This is a genomic window from Kitasatospora sp. NPDC058162 (assembly GCF_042884005.1).
Classification (GTDB): domain Bacteria; phylum Actinomycetota; class Actinomycetes; order Streptomycetales; family Streptomycetaceae; genus Kitasatospora.
The window spans coordinates 62,525-82,586 of record NZ_JBHVUS010000030.1 but is presented as its reverse complement, the minus strand read 5'-3'; the positions used below and the strand labels follow the sequence as shown (position 1 = coordinate 82,586).

The window sequence follows — 20,062 nt, the reverse complement described above, 5'->3', positions numbered from 1 at the left end:
GTCAGCGAGTTGACCACCCGTCGGTTGCCCCGTCGGTTGCCCCGTCGGCCGCGCTCAGCGGGCGACGGGGGTAGCCGTGCGTCGCTGCCCGGACCACCGGGGCGTACCGCGGCAGCCAGCTGCCGAGCACCAGCGCGGACGGGTAGAACATCGGCTCCGGCAGCGCGTCCACCGGGAAGCGCTCCCAACCGGCGCAGGCGTGCGGCTCGGTGACCACGGCCTCGGCCAGGCTCGGCGGCGCCAGCACGGCGGCGGTCAGCCGGGGCCGGCCGAGCTCGTGGTCCAGGTGCACGGCGAGCACCCGCATCCGCTCGGCCGGCAGCACGATGCCGGTCTCCTCGGCCAGTTCGCGGGCCGCGGTCTGCTCGAAGGACTCGCCCGGGTCGACCTTGCCGCCGGGCAGGCTCCAGGTCGGCGGCTCGCCGGCCGTGGTGCGGCGGCCGATCAGCACCCGGCCGTCCCCGGTGGGTACGACGATCCCGGCGCCGAGCATCGGTGCGGTGGTCAACTCGCGTCCTCCCTTGTGGTGCCTACCAGTTGCCGCGCTCGTAGTCCTTGAGGAAGCAGCCGTACAGGTCCTCGCCGGCCTCGCCGCGCACGATCGGGTCGTACACCCGGGCCGCGCCGTCGACCAGGTCGAGCGGGGCGTGGAAGCCCTCGTCGGCGAGGCGCATCTTGTCCGGGTGCGGCCGCTCGTCGGTGATCCAGCCGGTGTCGACGGCGGTCATCAGGATGCCGTCGGACTCGAACATCTCCTGGGCGCTGGTGCGGGTGAGCATGTTCAGCGCGGCCTTGGCCATGTTGGTGTGCGGGTGGCCGGCGCCCTTGTAGCCGCGCTGGAACACGCCCTCCATGGCGGAGACGTTGACCACGTACTTGCGGCGCGACGAGGAGGCGGCCATCGCCGGGCGCAGCCGGCTGATCAGGATGAACGGCGCGGTGGAGTTGCAGAGTTGGACCTCCAGCAGCTCGACCGGGCCCACCTCGCTCACGGTCTGCACCCAGCTGTTGGTGGGCGCGAGGTCGGGCACCAGGCCGCCGGCGTCGATCGCCGTCCCGGCCTCGATCCGGGCCGGGGTGGCGGAGCCGGTGACCAGCGCGAGGGAGGTGACGTCCTCGGCGGCCAGCCGCTGCTCCCCGCCGCCCGCCTGCTGGGGGAGGGCGGGCAGGTCGACGCTGCCGCTGTTGAAGCGGCCGATCGTGGTGGCCTGCGGCAGTGCGCCGGCCGGCAGCGGGGCGGACTCGGCGTTGACCAGCTCGCGGTAGGACTCCGCCGGGCGGCGGACGGTCTGCGCGGCGTTGTTGATCAGGATGTCCAGCGGGCCGTCGGCGGCGACCTCGTCGGCCAGGGCCATCACCTGGGCCGGGTCGCGCAGGTCGATGCCGATGATCTTGAGCCGGTGGATCCAGTCGGCGCTGTCCGGCATCGCCGTGAAGCGGCGGATCGCGTCGTTGGGGAAGCGGGTGGTGATGGTGGTGTGGGCGCCGTCGCGCAGCAGCATCAGCGCGATGTACATCCCGATCTTGGCCCGGCCGCCGGTGAGCAGCGCGCGCTTGCCGGTGAGGTCGGCCCGGGCGTCCCGGCGGGACCGGTTCAGGAGGGCGCACTTCTGGCACAGGTTGTGGTAGAAGGCGTCGACCTCGACGTACCGGGTCTTGCAGGTGTAGCAGGAGCGCGGGCGCTCCAGGATGCCGGCGATCTCGGTGGTGGTGACGGTGGTCAGGCCGAAGGCGCCGGCCGTCTCGTCGTCGATCCGGGTCGGGGCGCCGGTGGCGGTGCGGGCGGTGACCTCGCGGTCGTTGGCCGTCTTGCGGGCCCGCGTCTCCTGGCGGCGGCGCTGCTTGAGCGTCCGGAATATGCCGCCGACGGCCTGGCGCACGGTGATCGCGTCCGGGTGGTCGACGTGCAGCTCGTCGAGCTCGGCGAGCACCTCCAGGCAGAGCCGCAGCCGCTCGGGGTCGAGGCCCGGACCGTAGTCGATCTCCTCCTCGCCTTGACCCTGCTCGATGTCCATCTGCTCGATGCTCACGCCCGCTGCTTTCCCGATCGCCCCGCCGTTACCGCGTGAATGCTACGGGAGCGGCCCCGGCCGGGGCGAAAGCCCGAGCTGAGGGCCGGTCCTTGGAGGATCACACATGTCTACGCGCGGAGCATTGATCATGCTTTGTGTGCACACCCAGCGATGGCGCTCGAACTGGCTTTTGTCCCCACCGTCACGGAGAATCGAATGCTGGGTGCCGGGCGCCCGAGTGCGCCCCGGCGGCATCGCCGCAACCGCACCCGAGGTGTACCTTCCCCCAGCCGGAGAGCCCCCTTCATGCGCTTCCTGAACGACCTCAAGCCCTCGTACGACCTGACGTACGACGACGTCTTCATGGTCCCCAGCCGTTCCTCCGTGGGCTCCCGGCAGGCCGTCGACCTCTCCTCGAACGACGGCACCGGCACCACCATCCCGCTGGTCGTCGCCAACATGACCGCCATCGCCGGCCGCCGGATGGCCGAGACCGTCGCCCGCCGCGGCGGCCTGGTCGCCATCCCCCAGGACATCCCCACCGAGGTCATCGCCGAGGTCATCTCCTGGGTCAAGCAGCGCCACCTGGTGGTCGACACCGCGATCACCCTGGCCCCCGGCGCCACCGTCGCCGAGGCGCTCTCGCTGCTGCACAAGCGCGCCCACGGCGCCCTCGTGGTGGTCGAGGACGGCAAGCCTGTCGGCGTGGTCACCGACTCCGACTGCCAGGGCGTCGACCGCTTCACCAGCCTCGCCGACGTCATGTCCCGCGACCTGCTGCTGCTGGACGAGGGCCTCGACCCGCGCACCGCCTTCGACAAGCTCACCGAGGCGCACCGCAAGCTCGCCCCGGTCGTCGACGGCGAGGGCAAGCTGGTCGGCCTGCTCACCCGCAAGAACGCGCTGCGCGCCACCCTGTACACCCCGGCCGTGGACGCGAACGGCAAGCTGCGGATCGCCGCCACCGTCGGCATCAACGGCGACGTCGCGGGCAAGGCCAAGGCGCTCATCGACGCCGGCGCCGACGTGCTCGTCGTCGACACCGCGCACGGCCACCAGGAGAGCATGATCAGCGCGCTGCGCGCCGTGCGCGGCCTGGACCCGCGGATCCCGATCGTGGCCGGCAACGTGGTCTCCGCCGCCGGTGTCCGCGACCTGGTCGAGGCGGGCGCGGACATCCTCAAGGTCGGCGTCGGCCCCGGCGCCATGTGCACCACCCGGATGATGACCGGCGTCGGCCGGCCGCAGTTCTCCGCCGTCCTGGAGTGCGCCGCCGAGGCGCGCCGGCTCGGCAAGCACGTCTGGGCCGACGGCGGTGTGCGCCACCCGCGCGACGTCGCCATGGCGCTGGCCGCCGGTGCCTCGAACGTGATGATCGGCTCCTGGTTCGCCGGGACCTACGAGTCCCCGGGCGACCTCCAGACTGCCGCCGACGGCCGCCAGTACAAGGAGAGCTTCGGCATGGCCTCGGCCCGTGCGGTCAGCAACCGCACCTCCCAGGACTCCTCCTACGACCGGGCCCGCAAGGCGCTCTTCGAGGAGGGCATCTCGCACTCCCGGATGTTCCTCGACCCGGCCCGCCCGGGCGTCGAGGACCTGATCGACTCGATCGTGGCCGGCGTGCGCAGCTCCTGCACCTACGCGGGCGCCAACACCCTGGAGGAGTTCCACGAGAAGGCGATCGTGGGCATCCAGAGCGCGGCCGGCTACGCCGAGGGCAAGCCGCTGCACTCCAGCTGGGCCTGAGCCTGATCGGGCCGCTGGGCCGCCGGCCGCAGGGCCGACCAGCCGCGGGGCTGGCGGCCCAGTGCCCCGGCTGGGACAGGGTCTAGCCGGGATCGGGCCGATTGAGCCCGCCCGCGTCCGTACCGTCGGCCGTCCGGTTCCTCGCTTCGGGGAGCCGGGCGGCCGCGGCCGTTCCGGGACTCCCAGTGCGGTCGGGGCGATCGTCGTGGACGCCGTCGATGTCGTAGTCCTCGTAGCCCTCGCAGCTGTCGTACGGCACCAGCGGGAGCAGCAGGGCGTGGCCGAGCAGCCCGACCGTGCCGTCCAGCATCGCGGCGAAGGCCCGGGCGGCGGCCGGGAGCCCGCGCAGCTCCCAGAGCGCCTGGACGGCGGACCAGGCGCCCTCCCGGGCGGCCTCGACCGACCAGGTGCCGAGCAGGTGGGTGAGCGGCTCGGCGCGTTCCGGCAGCTCCGGCCCGGGCAGCAGTTGCTCCCGGACCGCAGTCTCCACGTCGGCCAGCACCCCGTTGATCCGGTGGTAGTCCGGCTCGACCTCGGCGGGCGCGCAGCCCCGGCGGCGGCACAGCTCCACCACGGCGAGCGGCAGGTCGTGCTGGATGTGGGCGTTCATCCCGGCCAGCGCGAACTGCAGCGGGTGCACGCCCGGGTGGGCGCGCAGCGCGAACAGCGGCCGCCAGCAGGCGGGCGGCTCCTGTCCGGCCGCATCGGCGGCCACGGCCAGCAGGTACCGCCCGGCGAACACCGCGTCCAGCTCGGCCATCGCCGACGGGTCGGCGAAGTACCCGTCGGAGAGCCGGTCGCGAACCGCCTCCGTGACGGTGAGGTAGAGCCGGTTGAAGACCGCCACCCCGTCGGCCATGGGCAGCGCCACCGCGATCTCCCGCAGCCGGCCGACCACCTCCTCGACCGTCGCCGGCGGGCGGGCCGCAACCGTGGTGGCCGTTGCTGCAGGGGCTGTTACGGCAAGGCCTGTTGCTGTGCGGGGCATGCGCCACCCTCCGAGGCCGATCGTGCACTGATCGCATCATCGTGGCAGCGTGGAGTTGTCCCAGGCGGCCGCGGCGCGCGTCCGTCAAGGTGACGCGGGGCCGGGCCGGCCGCGCCGGATTCGCCATGACTTCTCTTTTGTTATGACTTTTCCAGGACTTTACCTTTCATTCGCCTCCTGAGATGATCTGTGGCCGTGATCAACCGCCGCACCCTGATGGCCGCCTTCGCCGCGGCCCCAGCCCTCGCCTCCATCGGAGTCGCGCTGCGGGGCACTCCCGCACACGCCGCCGACCTCTACCCGTCCAACACCGCGCTGTACGCCGACCCGACGCTGGTCGAGGGCGTGGACTACGGCCGCCGCTACCGCCGGCACCTGATCGACGACCAGGGCCCGCAGGGCCGTCCGGGCTTCCTCCGGACCACCGTCATCGCCCCGCACGGTGGTGGCATCGAGGCCGGCACCTCCGAACTGTGCCTGGCCGTCGCCGGCTACCACCCCGCTGACCTCGCCCCGCTCCCGGCCGTCGGGTCGGCCCACGACTTCTGGATGTTCGAGGGCCTGCGTTCCTCGAACAACAGCGCGCTGCACGTCACCTCGACCCACTGCGACGACACCGTGGTCCGGGCGATGTGCTCCGGCAGCCTCAACGTGCTGGCGCTGCACGGCACCACCACCGCCCGGGCCGGCCTGGAGGCGGGCGCCCGGGCCGTGCTGGTCGGCGGCCTGAACCCGGCCTTCCGTCAGTACCTGATGGAGGAGTTCGCCGCAGTGGGCGTACGTGCCGTGGCCGCCTCCGGCGAGGATGGCATCGCGGGCATCTCCCCGGAGAACATCTGCAACCGCAGCATGCTCGGCATGGGCGCCCAGCTGGAGCTGACCACCGAGCTGCGGGTCGCGATGTTCGCCCCCGGCAAGAACACCCGGGGCGACCGGGCGGCCAACACGCTGCCCCTGTTCTGGAGCTTCGCGACGGCCGTCCGGGCCGCGATCCAGCGACTGGAGGCGACCCAGCCGATCCTGTGACGGGCGCGGGACGGCGCGGCCGGGCGCGGGCGGGAGGGCGGGCGTCAGCCCAGCTCGTACGCCAGCACGTAGGTGTGGGCGCCGGACGCGTCGACGGACAGCCGGAACTCGCCGCTGATCCCGGCCAGCTCGCCCGCCCCCGTGCCCGGCACCACGCGTATCGTCACCCCCGTGGTGTCCCAGGCTGCGTGCTGGAGCACGAACGAGCCCGTGCGTCCGTCCAGTTCGCCCGTCACGTGCTCCACCGCGACGTACGAGGCCGGCCCGCCGGAGGCGTCGCCGACGGACAGCATCCGCACCTCGCCGCGCCCGCTCAGCCCGCCGGTGAAGGTCTTGGAGATCCTGACCCGCCCGAAGGCGGCGCCCTCGAGCTGCTCCGTCTCCACCGGCTCGAACGCCGTCACCTCGAACGACCCGCTCGCCTCGGCCATGGCACGCTCCCCTCGTCGGTCCTCACACGCTTCGGACACGCACCCCTCGGTACGTACGGCCGCCGCCCCGGCGACACCCCGTCGGCGTTCCGGCGACCGTGCGTGAAGCGTTGCACACGCCACTGACAATCGCCCCTGCCCGCTCACCCCGCTCACCGCTCACGCCCGGCGCAGCCGCCTCAGTGGTCCCAGCGCAGCGCCAGCAGTGCCGCGTCGTCGGCCAGCCCGGCCTCCCCGGTCCACGCCCGGACGTCCGTCAGCACGGCGTCCAGCAGGTCCGCCGGGCTGCTGCCGTGCAGTCCGGGCAGCCGCTCCGCCAGCGGGTAGAACCGGCCCCCGGAGTCCCGGGCCTCGGACACCCCGTCGGTGTGGAGCAGCAGCAGGTCGCCCGGGCACGGCTGGAACCGGCTCGCCGCGTAGTCCTCCCCGGTCAGCTCGCGCAGGCCCAGCGGCGGGGCCGGGACGGCCGGCGCCAGCTCGTCGACCTTTCCCGCCCGGCGCAGCAGCGGCGGCGGGTGGCCGCAGTTCACCACCCGCACCGGCTCCCGGCCGGCCGGGACGTCCAGCAGCAGCGCGGTGGCGAACCGGCCGTCGCCCGGCCGCGCGGTCAGCGCCGCGTCCAGCCGTTCGGCGAGCCGGCCGGGGTCGGGCTCGGTCCGGGCGGCCTCCCGGAACACCCCCAGCACGTCCGCGGCCGTCTCCACTGCCGGGAGCCCGTGCCCCTGCACGTCGCCCAGCAGGATCCGCACCCCGAAGCGGGTCTCCACCACGGCGTACAGGTCCCCGCCGATCCGGGCCTCGGCGGTCGCCGCGACGTACCGCACGGCCAGGCGCAGCGGCCCGATCCGTTCGGCGGGCGGCCGCAGCAGGGCCCGCTGGGCGGCCTCGGCCACCGTCCGGACCTGGTACAGCTGCCGTTCCCGGGCCGCCACCAGCACCACGCTGGCGGCGCTGGCCAGGGTCGCCGCCAGGACGGTGACCGGCACGCTGATCCGCACCGAGAGCGGCAGCTGGGTGTTCCCCGACTCCAGCGCGCCGACCGCCAGCAGCGCCGCCGCGCCGACCAGCAGCGGGACCCGGGCCTTGCGGGTGGTGGCCCCGGCGAGCACCGGGGCCACCGCGAGCAGCGGGGACAGGGTCGCCCCCGGGCCGAGGGCCAGGGCGGCCACCACGGCGGCGACCAGCAGTACCAGGGCGCCGTACAGCAGCAGCCGGGTCCGCCGTGGCAGGTGCAGCGGCGGAAGCCCGTCCGGGCCGTCGGCGCTCACGCGTCCTCCTCCAATATGGGAAAAGCTCCAGGGCCCGAGGGCCTTCGAACCACTTTCCCCGCCCCGCCCCGGGTCAGCACCTCGGCGCGGGGGGCGCACCGGCGTGCCGGTGCCCGGGGCCCCGGCACCTCGCTGCGGGGGTGAGCGGGGCGCGCACTAGGCTGGGCCGGGAGATGAGACGCAAGAACCGCCGCCCGACCTCGCCCCTCCCGCAGCGCCTCGGCGTGGACCCGGTGCACCTGCGGCTGCCCCTGGAGGGCGACTGGCCGACCGTGCGGGAGCACCTGGTCGAGCGGCTGCCCGCGGTGGCGGCGGTGCGGATCGAGGCGGCGCTGCGCGGGGGCGAGATCGTCGGCGAGCAGGGCCCGATCGCCTTCGACGAACCGTTTCGCCCCGGCGCGCACCTGTGGTTCTACCGGGACCTCCCGGCGGAGGTGACCGTCCCCTTCGAGCTGGTGGTGCTGCACCGCGACGAGCACCTGGTGGTGGTCGACAAGCCGCACTTCCTGGCCACCACCCCGCGCGGCCGGCACGTCATCGAGACGGCGCTCTCCCGGCTGCGGCACGGCCTCGACCTGCCCGCGCTCAGCCCCGCGCACCGGATCGACCGGCTCACCGCGGGCCTGGCCATGTTCGTGGCCCGCCCCGAGGACCGCGGCGCCTACCAGACGCTCTTCCGCGACCGCCAGGTGCGCAAGGAGTACCAGGCGGTCGCCCCGTACGACCCGGAGCTGAGCCTGCCGCGCACGGTGCGCACCCACATCGTCAAGGAGCGCGGGGTGATCGCCGCCCGGGAGCTCGACGCGCCGCCGAACAGCGAGAGCCGGATCGAGCTGCTGGAGCGCCGCGACGGCCTCGGCCGGTACCGGCTGCAGCCGCTCAGCGGGCGCACCCATCAGCTGCGGCTGCACATGAGCGGTCTCGGAGTGCCGATCCTCGGTGACCCGGTGTACCCGGTGGTGCTGCCCGAACCGGATCCGGACGACTTCCGCCGGCCGCTGCAACTTCTCGCCTCGACGGTCGAGTTCACCGATCCGCTGACCGGGCGGGAGCGCCGCTTCGAGAGCCGCCGCACGCTCGCCGCCTGGGACGACCCGTCCGGCTGGGCGGCCGGGGGCTGACGTCTCGCCGGGGTCACGGGCCACCCCGGTCCCGGTCCTAGGTCCGGCTCGCGGTCTAGGGCGAACGGACGACCGGGTCCCGGTTCCGTCGGCCGATCCGCCCGCCGACGGGCGGCGCGATCGTTGGGCCATGAACGCAGCACCGCACACCGATTCCGCCCCCGTCGTCGCCCTGGTCACCGGTGCCTCCCGCGGCCTCGGGCTGGCCCTCGCCCACGCCCTCGCCGCCGAAGGCTGGCGGCTGGTGATCACCGCCCGGGGCGCGGCCGAACTCGCCGGGGCCGCGGCGGGCCTGGCCGCCGTGACCGAGGTCGTCGCCCTGCCGGGTTCGATCGTCGACGACGATCACCGGGCCCACCTCGCCGAGGCCGCCGAGCGCCTCGGCGGCGCGAGCCTGCTGATCAACAACGCCGGCTCGCTCAACGGCGCCGCCGCGCCCGGCGCCGAACCGCTGCCCCGGCTGGCCGACTTCCCGCTGCCGGACCTGCTGGAGCTCTTCGAGGTCAACGCGCTCGCCCCGATCGCCCTCACCCAACTCGTCCTGCCCCAACTGCGCGCCCGCTCCGGCGCCGTGCTCAACATCAGCTCGGACGCCGCCGTGGTGCCCTACCTCGGCTGGGGCGGCTACGGCGCCAGCAAGGCCGCGCTCGACCTGGCCAGTGCCGTACTCGCCCGGGAGGAGCCGGAGTTGAGAGTCTGGGCGGTCGACCCGGGCAGCATGCGCACCCGGATGCTGCAGGAGGCCAGTCCCGGCGAGGACATCTCCGGCGAGCCGCTGCCCGAGCAGGTCGCCCCGCTGCTGCTCGACCTGCTGCGCGGCCGCACCCCCTCCGGCCGCTACCGCGCCGAGGACCTGGCGGCCGTGCCCGTTCCCGTCCGGGGTGGGCGATGACGACCCTGGCCGCACTGGGCCTCGACGTGACCGTCCCGCCCGAACTCTCCGCCCGCGCACCGGCGGAGGCCCGTGGTGCGGCCCGGGACGGGGTGCGGATGCTGGTCGGCCGACGGGCCGGCGGCGCGGTCGAGCACCGCCGTTTCACCGAACTGCCCGAGGTGCTGCGCCCGGGGGACGTCCTGGTGGTCAACAACTCGGCCACCCTCCCGGCCGCCCTGCCGGGCCGACTGCCCGACGGCACCCCGGTCGCCCTGCACCTCTCCTCCGCCCAGCCCGATCAACGGGGCTCCTACCTGGTCGAGTTGCGTCGGTCGGTGCCGGGCTCGGCGGCGGCCTACTACCCGCCGGAGGAGTCCCCGGCCCGCCCGGGCCTGAGCGTCGCCCTGCCGGCCGGCGGCGCGGCCGTCCTGGTGCAGTCCTTCACCGCCCGCCTCTGGTACGCCGAACTCTCGCTGCCCGCACCCCTGTTGTCGTACCTGGCGCTGCACGGCCGGGCGATCCGGTACGGCTACGTGGACCGCGAGTGGCCGATCGAGGCCTACCAGACGGTCTTCGCGACCGTCCCCGGCAGCAGCGAAATGCCCAGCGCAGCCCGTCCGTTCACGCCGGACACGGTGGCGCGGCTGGCCGGTCGGGGCGTGCTGGTCGCGCCGGTCACCCTGCACACTGGGGTCGCCTCGCCGGAGGCGCACGAGGCCCCGTACGCGGAGCGCTTCCACGTCCCGGCGGCCACCGCCCGGCTGGTCGGCCGTGTCCGGGCCGAGGGCGGCCGGGTGATCGCCGTCGGCACCACCGTGGTCCGCGCCCTGGAGTCGGCGGTCGCCCCGGACGGCACGCTCCAGGAGGCGGACGGCTGGACGGAGTTGGTGGTCACCCCGGAGCGCGGGGTCCGCGCGGTGGACGGCCTGCTCACCGGCTGGCACGAGCCGCGCGCCTCCCACCTGCTGATGCTGGCCGCCGTCGCGGGCCGCCCGCTGCTGGCAGCCTGCTACCGCGAGGCCGTGCAACAGCGGTACCTGTGGCACGAGTTCGGTGACGTCAACCTGTTGCTGCCGGACTGACCGGCGTTCATGGTCCCGATCGGGAGCGCCGCGGGTTCAGGCCAGCAGGGTCTGCGCCACGTGGTGGGTGTCCAGGTACTCGCGGACGGCGGTGACCAGGCCGTTCTCCACGGTGAACACGCCCAGGCAGTGGTTCTCGTACGCGGCGCCGTTGGCGGCCCTCCCGACGACGGTCCACTCGGCCACCGCCTGCGGGCCGTCGGCGAGGACGCTCGTGAGGGTGATGCTCGGCAGGCCGTCGGGGGCGAACAGGGTGCCGACCTGGCCGAGGAAGTCCCCGAAGATCTCCTGCTTGCCGCGCCAGGTGCGGGAGAGCGACAGGCCGCCCGGGTACGTCCAGGTGGCGTCCTCGGCGAACAGCGCTATGGCGGCGTCGAGTTCGCCCGCGGCGAGCCGGGTGACGTACTCGGTGACGACGGTGCGGGCGTCGTTCTGCTGCATGGTGGGCTCCTGTGGTCCGTCCGGCCGGGGCTCTCCCGCCGTGGCACCAGCAAAGCCCCTCGGCCGCCCCGGCGGCCAACAACCCCGGTCGGCCGCCGACAACCACTGGTTGTTCACGCAGGCGGGAAGCCCGGCGGCAGCTCCAGCTCGAACCAGACCACCTTGCCGTCCCCGGTCCGGCGGCTGCCCCAGCGGTGCGCCAGCTCGTTGACCAGGTGGATGCCGCGCCCGCCCTCGTCCTCGCTGCGGGCGCGCCGGATCCGGGGCGTCTCGCTCTCCCGGTCGGCGACCTCCACGGTGAGCACCCGGTCGCAGAACAGCCGTAGCTGGGTGGGCGATCCGGCGTGCACCAGGGCGTTGGTGATCAGCTCGCTGGTGAGCAGCTCGGCCCCGTCGGCGAGTGCGGTCAGGCCCCACGCGGTGAGCGTCTCGCGGGTGAAGCGCCGGGAGTGGGCGACCATCGAGTGGTCGCCGGTGAGCGGCAGGGCGGCGATCCGGTCGGCGCCCGCCGGGCGGACCTGCGCCATGATGACGGCGATGTCGTCCTCCTGGGTGCGCCCGGTGAGCCGGGTCAGGACGGCGTCGCAGGTCTGCTCCAGCGAGCGGCGCCGGTCGGCGACCGTACGGCAGAGCAACTCCAGTCCCTCGTCCAGGTCGTGGCCCCGGCGCTCGACCAGTCCGTCGGTGTAGAGGGTCAGGATGGCCTCCTCGGGGAGGGTGAACTCGACGCTCTCGAACGGGACTCCGCCCACGCCCAGCGGTGCGCCCGGCGGCAGTTCGACCAGGTGGGCGTTGCCCTCGGTGTCGGCGACCACGGGCGGCAGGTGGCCGGCGCAGGCGGCGGTGCAGCTGCGGTCCGCCGGGTCGTAGACCACGCAGACGCAGGTGGCGAACTGGCCCTCGCCGAGCGCCGAGGTGGCCTCGTCCAGCCGGTGCAGGACCCGCACCGGACTGAGCTCCAGGGTGATCAACGTCCGTGCCACCGTCCGTAGTTGTCCCATGGTGGCGGCGGCCCGGATGCCGTGGCCCATCACGTCGCCGACGATCAGGGCGACCCGGCCGGAGGACAGCGGCACCACGTCGAACCAGTCGCCGCCGACCTCGCTGACCACGCTGCTGGGCAGGTAGCGGTGGGCCAGCTCCAGGCCGAGGGTGCGGTGGATCTCCTGCGGCAGCAGGCTGCGTTGGAGGGTCAGTGCGGTGTCCCGCTCCCGGCGGTAGAGCCGGCCGTTGTCGATCGCCAGCGCGGTACGGGCGGCCAGCTCCTCGGCCAGCGAACGGTCCGCCGGGCCGAACGGCATCGGATTGTGGGTGCGGACGAACTCCGCGCCGCCCAGCACGAGTCCGCGCGCCACCAGCGGCACCATCAGGTACGAGTGCACCCCGGCGGCCAGCCCCGGCTGCACCCGGTCGGGGGAGGCGACGATCCGGCGCAGCTCCTCCTCCGTCACCTCGGAGACCAGGATCGACCGCCCCGTGCGCAGGCTCTGCGCGTACACCTCGGCGGACTGAGAGGTCTCGCCGACCTGGTCCGCGGCCGCCGTCATGGTGCCGTCCGCCGCCGCCTCGCCGACCGCCACCGCCCGCATCAGCACCGGCCCGGCCCTCGGCACCGGCCCCGGCTCCTCGCCGCCGAGCACCGCGTCGCGCAGGTCCACCGTCACGAAATCGGCGAAGCGCGGGATCACCACGTCCACCAACTCCCGTGCGGTGCTGTGCAGATCGAGCGTGGTGCCGATCCGGTTGCTGGCCTCGTTCAGCAGGCCCAGCCGCTGCTGGGCGGCCCAGGCCTCGTCCAGCGCCCGCTGCCGGGCCGCGGCCGCGTCCCGCTCGCGGGTGAACAGCAGCGCGTTGTCGATCGACACCGCCGCCCGCACCGCCAACTCCCCGGCCAGCGCCAGGTCCTCGTCCTCGTACGGGCGCGCGACCAACGTCCGGTAGAAGCCCGCGACACCGACCGGATTGCCGCGCGCGATCAGCGGCACGACCATGAACGAGCGCACGTTCTGCTCCCGCACGGCGGCCGTGCGCACCGGATCCTCGGCGAACCAGGCCATGCCCTCCTCGTTCATCCGCGGCACCAGCACCGGCTTGCGGTGCGCCAGGCTCCACGCGTACGGGGAACCGGGCATGAACCGGTGCACCCCGCCCAGCCGGGCGATCGGCGCCAGGGTGGAGCCGTGCACCGAGTGGAACGCCATCCGCCGCAGCAGCGCCGAACCGTCCGCCGGCGCGCGTGCCTCCCGCTCGCCGCGGACCAGCTCCTCCAGCACCTCCACCACCACCGTGTCCGCCAGCCGGGGCGTCGCCACCTCGGCCAACTCGTGGGCGGTGCGGTCGAGATCGAGCGTGGTGCCGATCCTGGCGGAGGCCGCGTTCACCAGCGCGAGCCGCTCCTGCGCGGCCTTCGCCTCGCGCAGCGCCTGCTGCCGGGCCAGCACCGTCTGGTGCTGGCGCAGGTACAGCCGGGCGTTGTCGATCGCGACGGCCGCGCGCGAGGCCAGCTCGTCGCCGAGCGTGATGTCGGCCTCCGCGAAGGACTCCCGCTCCCCGCGCCGCGAGTACACCACCATGCCGAGCGTCGTGCCGCGCGCCACCAGCGGGGTGATCCGCACCGAGCGCGGCCGGTCGCCCAGGAACGCCCGGCGGCGGCTCTCGCTGAGCGCGTCGGCCAGCGGCGACAGCTCCCAGGACGGCACCACCACCGTCCGCCCGGTGATCAGCGCCCGGGCGTACGGGGAGTCCGCGGGCAGCTCGTACACCGAGTCCACCGGCAGCGCATCGGCCGGGTACAGCGGATCCGCGGTGGCCAGCGCCAGCCGGCGCACCAGCTGGGCGGAGTCCGGCACGGGCGGCTCGACGTTGCGCCCGGCGATCAGCGCCTCCAGCGCGAACACCCCGCTGATGTCCGCCACCCGGGGCACCATCGCGTCCGCCAGCTCCCGGGCGGTCTGCCGCAGGTCCAGCGTGGTGCCGATCGACGCGGTCGCGTCCACCAGCAGCGACAGCCGCTCCTGCGCCCGGGCCGCCCGGGCATCGGCCCGGTAGCGCTCCGTGACGTCGATGATGGTCGCACTCACCCCGAGCACCCGCCCGCCCCGGTCCGCCAGCCGGAAGTACGAGGCCGACCAGGCCCGGTCCCGCTGCGGATCCCCCGGCGTACGGCCCTGCGTACGGAAGTCCACCACCGGCCGGCCGCTCGCCAGCACCTGCCGCATCACCGCCTCGGCCTCGGCCCCGTTGATCCCGGGCAGCACCTCGGTGAGCCGGCGGCCCAGGTGCTCCCGCGCGGGCAGGCCGTTCGCCACGGCCAGCGCCTCGTTCAGCCGGACGTAGCGCAACCCGGTGTCGAACACCGCCATGCCGACCGGGGACTGGGTGAAGAAACCGTCCAGCACCGCCAGGTCCGCCTGGATCCGGCGCAACGTCGTCACCTCCGACGCCACCGCCAGCACCAGCGGCACCCCGCCGGGCCCCCGGACCGGGTGGGTCCGGAACTCCAGCTTCACCAGATGCCCGTCCCGGTGCCGCACCGGAAAGACCCCGGACCATTCCCGGCCCGCGAGGATCTCCCGGAACAGCGCCAGCACCTCCGGCCGGTGCTCGTTCGAGGTCAGCAGCCGGGCCGCCTTCGCCCCCACAGCCTCGTCCGCACGGTAACCGAGCAGCGCCTCCGCGTCGCCGCTCCAATCCAGGATCCGGCCGTCGGCGTCGATCAACGCCGTGGCGATCGGCACCATCAGCAGGGCGTGCTGCTGCGGCTCCCCCCGGCGCTGCGCGTCGTCGTCCACCATGGCCAGAGACCCGCCCGGAGCTCGTTCCCACCAGCCCTGCCATCCTCGCACGCAGCCCCCACGCCCCGCCCCTCGTGGCCCCGCGGAGAACACCGCGATCCCCAGGCCGGGCCCGACAACCACGGACCCCCGACCCCCGACCCCGCACAGGAAGTCGGCGACCCCGACCTCCTGCGCCTCTCCAGGCCGGGACCAAGCAGTCCTTGCAACAGCGGGAGCCGCTCGGTTCCATCGCGGCCGCCCGGTGCGCATTCGGTGGCCGTGCGCGGAAAGTCGGCGGGCCCGACTTCCTGCGTCGGTTCGGCAAGTGGCCCTTCCCACCGGCGGCCGGTCGCCGCGTGCGTGGGAAGTCGGCCAGTTCGACTTCTCGAGCGGCCCGGGCTGCGCCCGTGCCAGGCGCAGAGTTTGCCCGGCGCGCATTTGGCGGCCGCGCGTGAGAGTCCGGCGGGCCCGACTTCCGGTGTTGGTTCGGGCGGAGGCCAGCGGCCCCGCTAGCTGCTGTCGACCAGGCCGATCGGTCCGGCCGCTGGCCTGCGCAGGAAGTCGGCCGGGTCGACTTCCTGTACGGCAGGCTTGGGCGCAGCGCTCCTCCGAAGGGCATTCGGTGGCCGTGTGCGGAGAGTCGGCGGACCCGCCTTCCTACGTCGGCCCGGCCCGAGGCCATGTGGCCCTTCCCGCTGCGGCCGGTCGCCGCTTTGCGTGGGAAGTCGGCCGGGTCGACTTCCTGTACGGCAGGCTTAGGCGCAGAGGCTGCCCGGTGCGCATTTGGTGGCCGTGCTCGAAGGTCAGCGGGTCTGACTTCCTGCGTTGGTTCGACCCGGGGTTAAGTGGCCATTCCCGTCGGCGGCCGGTCACCGCCTTGCGTGGGCGGTAAGCCGGGTCGGATTTATGGACAGCCTGGATTGCGGGCGAGCGGCTGTGCTGGGTGCAGCGGTTGCCGGGTTTGCCTTCCGTGAGCGTTGAGCGTCGCTTTCCGCGCACGAAAAGTCGGCGGGCCTGACTTCCTGCGCTGGTTCGGGTCGAGGCCAAGCGGCCCTTGCAACTGCGGAGGCCGCCGGTTCGGGTGCTGGCCTGCGCAGGAAGTCGGCCGGGTCGACTTCCTGCGCGGCCGGGTTGGGCGCGGCGGTTGCCCGGTGCGCATTTGGTGGCCGCGCACGAAAAGTCGGCGGGCCTGACTTCCTGCGCCGGTTCTGGTTGAGGCCAAGCGGCCCTTGCAACTGTGGAGGCCGCTCGGTTCGGGTGCTGGCTTGCGTGTCGGCAACGGCTCAAAACGGGCCGGTTCCAACGGTTCAGTTGTGGGCCATCCGTTGGTCTCGCTGGATGGTGTGCGTCAGTCGTTGTCGTCGGTGGGGACGCGTCCGAGTTCTCGGCCTCGCATGCGGTAGGACTCGCCTTTGAGAGAGTGGACCTCGGCGTGGTGGACGAGTCGGTCGATCATTGCTGCGGCGACGGTCTCGTCGCCGAAGACCTCTCCCCAGCGCCCGAACGGTTTGTTCGAGGTGACGATCACGCTCGCTCGTTCGTATCTGTTCGAGATCAGCTGGAAGAACAGGTTCGCTGCCTCGGATTCGAACGGGATGTAGCCCACTTCATCAACCACGATCAGCGGGTAGCGGCCGAGCTTGACCAGTTCGTCTTGGAGCCGGCCGGCGTGGTGGGCGGCGGCCAGGCGGTCGACCCATTGGGCCGCGGTGGCGAACGCGACCCGGTGGCCGGCCTGGCAGGCGCGGATGGCGAGTCCGGTGGCCAGGTGCGTCTTGCCCGTCCCGGGCGGGCCCAGAAAGATCGCGTTCTCCCGGGCGGCTATGAAGTCCAATGTTCCCAGATGGGCGAGTTGCTGGCGCGTCAGCCCGCGTAGGTGGGCGAGGTCGAGTTCCTCGAGGGTCTTGACGGCGGGGAAATGAGCGGCGCGGATGCGGCCCTCGCCGCCGTGGCTGTCGCGGGCGGCGACCTCGCGTTGCAGGCAGGCGACGAGGTATTCGAGGTGGGTCCAGGACTCGGCCTGGGCGCGTTCGGCCAGGCGCTCGGCGGCGTCCAGCAGGGCGGGGGCCTTCATCGCGCGGGCGAGGAAGGCCAGGTCGGCGGCGGTCTGCCGACCGGTGCGGGCGGCGCGTGCCTCGGGTGGACGGTCACTCCTGGCGGTGGTGGTGCTCTGCTTGGCAGGGGCGGTGGTCGGGGTCATCAGGGATCCTCCTTGCCGGCTCCGCCCTCGATGAGGGTGAAGATGCGGTCATAGGTGGCCAGCTCGCGCTGCTCGACCTCGACACCGAGGCCGTCGGGCGCCAGGGGCGCGGCGGTGCGCGCGCTGGCGGCCCGTTGCTGCCAGACCTCCTCGCGCAGGTGCCGGGCCGCGACGGCGTGCTCGGGGTCGGTGATCGACTGGTGGCGGGCCCAGCAGCGGGCATGGCGGGCCACCACGTCCTCGCCGCAGGTCACGCTGATCTCCTCGGTGTCGGCGCGGACGGTGACGAGCCGGCCGATCGCACGGGGATGGACGGAGTAGTCGTTGGTGTCCACGCGGATGTAGTGGTCGCGGCCCAGACGGGTGCGAAGCGGCCACCAGGTCGGCGGGTCGACGGGAGGGATGGCCAGCATGGCAGCCCGGTCCGTCTCCCAACGGTCGAGGGGCCGGGCGTCGATCGTGCGGTGCCGGCGACGGTTGGCGTTCTGCAGCCAGGCGGTCAGCTGGGTGTTGAAGTCGCCCGGGCCGGCGAAGGTCCGCCCGGGCAGAAAGCTGGTCTCCAGGTAGCCGTTCGCCCGCTCGACCAGGCCCTTCGCCTCCGGATCCCGGGGCCGACAGAAGTGGATCCTGATGGCGAGCAGGCCCGCCAAAGCGGCGAACTCGCTGGTCGGCCGGCCCCTGCCGACGCCCGGCTCGTTGTCCCAGACCAGCGTCTTCGGGACGGCGCCCCAGCCGGTCAGCAGCCGCCAGTGTCCGTCGATCAGATCGTTGGTCTGCCGCGAGGGCAGCATCCTGGCGGTGATCATCCTGGAGTAACCGGAGACGACGACCAGCACCGGCGGACGACCGCTCTGACCGTAGCCGAGCGGGATGTCCACCTCCGGGAACCACAGATCGCACTGTGCGAGCTCGCCGGGTTCGTAGACCGTCCGCGAGACCGGATCGACAGGCAGATAGGCCGGCCGCAGCTCCCGCACCCGCTCCCGCAGGATCGTCAGCCCCCGATCCCAGCCGATCCGCTCGGCGATCACCGTGGTCGGCATCGTCGGCGTCCGCTGCAGCAGCTCGCGGACCGCCGGCTCCACGGCGTCCACCGCCGAGCCCTTCAACGGCCGCTGGTAGACCGGCGGCCGGTCCGAGCCCAGGGCCCGCGCCACCGTGCCCCGAGAGATCCCCAGCTGCCGGGCCACAGCCCGCGCCGACAAACCCCTCGGCCCGATGCAGCCGACGGATCTCAGCCCAGTCCTCCACCCCGATCACCTCTTCCCTCCTGACTCCCGTACCAGTGAAGTCAGGATGATCAAGAGATCACGAAGTGACCCGCTTTTGATCCGCTGTCCGTGGTCCTCGTTTCACCCGTTGCCGACATTGCGCCGGAAGTCGGCTGGGTCGACTTCCTGCGTCGGCTCGAACCGAGGCCGAGTGGCCCTTCCTGGTGCGGGCGGCCGGTCGCCGCGGTGCGCAGGAAGTTGGCTGGGTCGACTTTCTGTGCGGCTGGGGTGGGCGCAGAGGGTGCCCGGAAGTCGGCGGGTTCGACCTCTTGTGGCTGGTTGGTTCGCGTTCGGGAGCTGCTCCGCGTGGGAAGTCGGCCGGGGCGACTTCTGGTGTGCTCGCGGCTGGTCATCGGGCCGGGGCGGGGGCGGGGTGGCGGGCGGCGCGGTGGGCTGCCAGGGCGAGGGTGGCTCCGAGGAGGCAGAGGGTGGCGGCGACCAGGACGGCGCGGTCGGTGCCCGTGGCGAGGGCGCGGGCGGTGGCTTCGGGGTCGGGGGTGTGGGGGTGGGCGGAGGTGGCGACGGTGACCGTCACGGCGACGCCGAGGGCGGAGCCGAGGTAGCGGGAGGTGTTGTTGGCGCCCGAGCCCATGGCCGCGCGGTGGGCGGGGACGCTGCTGACCGCCAGCCGGGCGAGGGCGGCGTTGAGGACGCCGCTGCCGAGACCGGCCACGGCCAGGCCGGGGGCCAGTCGGGGCCAGGAGGAGCCGGGGGTGAGCCCGTACAGGCCGGCTTCGCCGAGGCCGCAGACGAGCAGGCCGAGGGCGACCTGGGTGGTGGCCGCGAGGTGGGCGGCCAGCCGTCGGGCCTGGAGGGCGGCGACCACGGAGAGGCCGGACCAGAGGGCCAGCACGCCGCCCGCCGCCAGGCCGGAGAGCCCGAGCACGCCCTGCAGCAGGGTGGGCAGGTAGCTCATGAAGCCGACCAGCGAGAGCCCGGTGAACAGGGCGCCGCCGGTTGCAGCGATGAAGCCGGGGTTGCGGAACAGGGCCAGGTCGAGCATCGGCTCGCGGACCCTCGCCTCGACCACCGCGAAGGCCGCGAGCAGCGCGACTCCGCCGACCAGCAGCACCACCACCGACGGTCGCCCCCAGCCGCTGCGGCCTTCGGCGAGTCCGGCGATGAGCAGGGTGGTTCCGGCGGCGAGGGTGAGCACACCGTACGGGTCGAGCGCGCGGGGCCGTTCGGCCCGGGATTCGGTGAGGCAGGCGGCGGCGCAGGCGGCCACGGCGGCGGAGACGACGGCGAGTCCGCCGCCGACCGCGCGCCAGCCGGCCCACTGCTGGACGAGCGCGCCGTACACCGGTCCGACCGCGATGCCGAGGCCGACGGCCGCGCCCCAGATGCCGAGCGCCCTGATCCGTTCGGGTCCGGCGGGGTGGGAGTGGCTGATCAGGCCGAGCGCGGGTGCGAGGACGGCGGCCGAGGCGACGCCGAGCAGCACCCGGGCGGCCAGGTAGACGACGCCGCCGGGGGCGAGCGCGGCCAGGGCCTCGGCGACGGCGAACAGCAGCACGCCGAAGGTGAAGACCCGCTTGCGGCCGTGGTCGTCGGCGGCGCTGCCGGCCGTGAGCAGGAGCGCCGAGATGCCGACGAGGGTGCCGGTGAGGATCCAGGTGCGACCCGAGGCGCCGAGGTGGGCTGCCTGGGCGGTGGCGGCGAGCGAGGCGGTGGGGGCGGTGTAGGCGACGGTGACCAGGGCGGTCGCGGCTGCCGTGACGGCCAGCGTGGCACCGGGCCGAACGGGCCGAACGGGCCGAACGGGGCGGACGGGCCGAACAGGCGGGGCGGGCGCGGCGGGTGGTGCGGGGGACATGGGTGTTCCC

At 73.8% G+C, this 20,062-nt stretch carries 14 protein-coding genes and 1 pseudogene; 5 read left to right on the top strand and 10 right to left on the bottom strand.

Annotation, left to right across the window (positions count from 1 at the left end; all coding sequences use genetic code 11):
* Nucleotide 1: 1 nt before the first annotated feature.
* Together ACFVXG_RS35360 and ACFVXG_RS35355 are read right to left on the bottom strand one after the other, a co-directional pair.
* Nucleotides 2–508 (bottom strand): NUDIX hydrolase, encoded by a 507-nt coding sequence (locus tag ACFVXG_RS35360; protein WP_387933630.1) that lies wholly within the window; start codon nt 506–508, stop codon nt 2–4.
* A 22-nt stretch (nt 509–530) separates the two neighbouring features.
* Nucleotides 531–2,015 carry an SDR family NAD(P)-dependent oxidoreductase gene (locus ACFVXG_RS35355; protein ID WP_387933672.1) on the bottom strand — a complete coding sequence of 495 codons (1,485 nt, stop codon included), beginning with the start codon at nt 2,013–2,015 and terminating at the stop codon, nt 531–533.
* A gap of 303 nt (nt 2,016–2,318) precedes the next feature.
* Between ACFVXG_RS35355 and ACFVXG_RS35350 the strand changes: the two genes are divergently transcribed.
* Nucleotides 2,319–3,758, top strand: coding sequence for a GuaB1 family IMP dehydrogenase-related protein (locus ACFVXG_RS35350; RefSeq protein WP_387933628.1), 1,440 nt, complete (start codon nt 2,319–2,321; stop codon nt 3,756–3,758).
* Nucleotides 3,759–3,840: 82 nt separating this feature from the next.
* On the opposite strand, the gene ACFVXG_RS35345 is transcribed toward ACFVXG_RS35350, so the two are convergent.
* Nucleotides 3,841–4,746 (bottom strand): DUF5995 family protein, encoded by a 906-nt coding sequence (locus ACFVXG_RS35345; protein WP_387933627.1) that lies wholly within the window; start codon nt 4,744–4,746, stop codon nt 3,841–3,843.
* 195 nt (nt 4,747–4,941) lie between these two features.
* Between ACFVXG_RS35345 and ACFVXG_RS35340 the strand changes: the two genes are divergently transcribed.
* A complete protein-coding gene (locus ACFVXG_RS35340) occupies nt 4,942–5,772 on the top strand; it encodes a poly-gamma-glutamate hydrolase family protein (protein WP_387933625.1) in 831 nt (276 codons plus the stop codon).
* A gap of 44 nt (nt 5,773–5,816) precedes the next feature.
* Here the strand turns inward: ACFVXG_RS35340 and ACFVXG_RS35335 are convergent, their stop codons facing one another.
* Together ACFVXG_RS35335 and ACFVXG_RS35330 are read right to left on the bottom strand one after the other, a co-directional pair.
* A complete protein-coding gene (locus ACFVXG_RS35335; protein ID WP_387933623.1) occupies nt 5,817–6,203 on the bottom strand; it encodes a DUF3224 domain-containing protein in 387 nt (128 codons plus the stop codon).
* A 179-nt stretch (nt 6,204–6,382) separates the two neighbouring features.
* A complete protein-coding gene (locus tag ACFVXG_RS35330) occupies nt 6,383–7,471 on the bottom strand; it encodes a PP2C family protein-serine/threonine phosphatase (RefSeq protein ID WP_387933621.1) in 1,089 nt (362 codons plus the stop codon).
* Nucleotides 7,472–7,644: 173 nt separating this feature from the next.
* Here ACFVXG_RS35330 and ACFVXG_RS35325 point away from each other — a divergent pair, with 173 nt between their 5' ends.
* From ACFVXG_RS35325 to ACFVXG_RS35315, 3 genes are all read left to right on the top strand, one after another.
* Complete coding sequence (locus ACFVXG_RS35325) at nt 7,645–8,592, top strand: RluA family pseudouridine synthase (protein WP_387933619.1); 948 nt, start codon at nt 7,645–7,647, stop codon at nt 8,590–8,592.
* A 130-nt stretch (nt 8,593–8,722) separates the two neighbouring features.
* Entirely contained in the window at nt 8,723–9,484 is a 762-nt protein-coding gene (locus tag ACFVXG_RS35320) for an SDR family NAD(P)-dependent oxidoreductase (RefSeq protein WP_387933617.1), read from the top strand.
* Nucleotides 9,481–10,548 carry an S-adenosylmethionine:tRNA ribosyltransferase-isomerase gene (locus ACFVXG_RS35315; RefSeq protein WP_387933616.1) on the top strand — a complete coding sequence of 356 codons (1,068 nt, stop codon included), beginning with the start codon at nt 9,481–9,483 and terminating at the stop codon, nt 10,546–10,548. Before ACFVXG_RS35320 ends, ACFVXG_RS35315 begins: the two co-directional genes overlap by 4 nt.
* A 36-nt stretch (nt 10,549–10,584) precedes the next feature.
* Here ACFVXG_RS35315 and ACFVXG_RS35310 read toward each other — a convergent pair whose 3' ends face one another.
* The 5 genes and pseudogenes from ACFVXG_RS35310 to ACFVXG_RS35290 form a co-directional block, all read right to left on the bottom strand.
* Nucleotides 10,585–10,989 carry a nuclear transport factor 2 family protein gene (locus tag ACFVXG_RS35310; protein WP_387933615.1) on the bottom strand — a complete coding sequence of 135 codons (405 nt, stop codon included), beginning with the start codon at nt 10,987–10,989 and terminating at the stop codon, nt 10,585–10,587.
* A gap of 113 nt (nt 10,990–11,102) precedes the next feature.
* Nucleotides 11,103–14,783 (bottom strand): SpoIIE family protein phosphatase, encoded by a 3,681-nt coding sequence (locus ACFVXG_RS35305; RefSeq protein ID WP_387933613.1) that lies wholly within the window; start codon nt 14,781–14,783, stop codon nt 11,103–11,105.
* 1,330 nt (nt 14,784–16,113) lie between these two features.
* The gene (gene istB / locus ACFVXG_RS35300; protein WP_387933611.1) at nt 16,114–16,965 is read right to left on the bottom strand and encodes an IS21-like element helper ATPase IstB; all 852 of its coding nucleotides are present in this window, start codon (nt 16,963–16,965) and stop codon (nt 16,114–16,116) included.
* Nucleotides 16,965–18,225: pseudogene (gene istA / locus ACFVXG_RS35295) on the bottom strand (IS21 family transposase). Before istA ends, istB begins: the two are co-directional and overlap by 1 nt.
* A 360-nt stretch (nt 18,226–18,585) precedes the next feature.
* Entirely contained in the window at nt 18,586–20,052 is a 1,467-nt protein-coding gene (locus ACFVXG_RS35290; protein ID WP_387933609.1) for an MFS transporter, read from the bottom strand.
* Between the last annotated feature and the right edge of the window lie 10 nt (nt 20,053–20,062).

Coding starts and splice junctions, on each gene's coding strand:
- ACFVXG_RS35315 (WP_387933616.1), top strand. CDS start 9,481: ATGACGACCCTGGCCGCACTGGGCCTCGACGTGACCGTCCCGCCCGAA.
- ACFVXG_RS35355 (WP_387933672.1), bottom strand. CDS start 2,015: ATGGACATCGAGCAGGGTCAAGGCGAGGAGGAGATCGACTACGGTCCG.
- ACFVXG_RS35350 (WP_387933628.1), top strand. CDS start 2,319: ATGCGCTTCCTGAACGACCTCAAGCCCTCGTACGACCTGACGTACGAC.
- ACFVXG_RS35290 (WP_387933609.1), bottom strand. CDS start 20,052: ATGTCCCCCGCACCACCCGCCGCGCCCGCCCCGCCTGTTCGGCCCGTC.
- ACFVXG_RS35325 (WP_387933619.1), top strand. CDS start 7,645: ATGAGACGCAAGAACCGCCGCCCGACCTCGCCCCTCCCGCAGCGCCTC.
- ACFVXG_RS35345 (WP_387933627.1), bottom strand. CDS start 4,746: ATGCCCCGCACAGCAACAGGCCTTGCCGTAACAGCCCCTGCAGCAACG.
- ACFVXG_RS35335 (WP_387933623.1), bottom strand. CDS start 6,203: ATGGCCGAGGCGAGCGGGTCGTTCGAGGTGACGGCGTTCGAGCCGGTG.
- ACFVXG_RS35320 (WP_387933617.1), top strand. CDS start 8,723: ATGAACGCAGCACCGCACACCGATTCCGCCCCCGTCGTCGCCCTGGTC.
- ACFVXG_RS35305 (WP_387933613.1), bottom strand. CDS start 14,783: ATGGTGGACGACGACGCGCAGCGCCGGGGGGAGCCGCAGCAGCACGCC.
- ACFVXG_RS35310 (WP_387933615.1), bottom strand. CDS start 10,989: ATGCAGCAGAACGACGCCCGCACCGTCGTCACCGAGTACGTCACCCGG.
- istB (WP_387933611.1), bottom strand. CDS start 16,965: ATGACCCCGACCACCGCCCCTGCCAAGCAGAGCACCACCACCGCCAGG.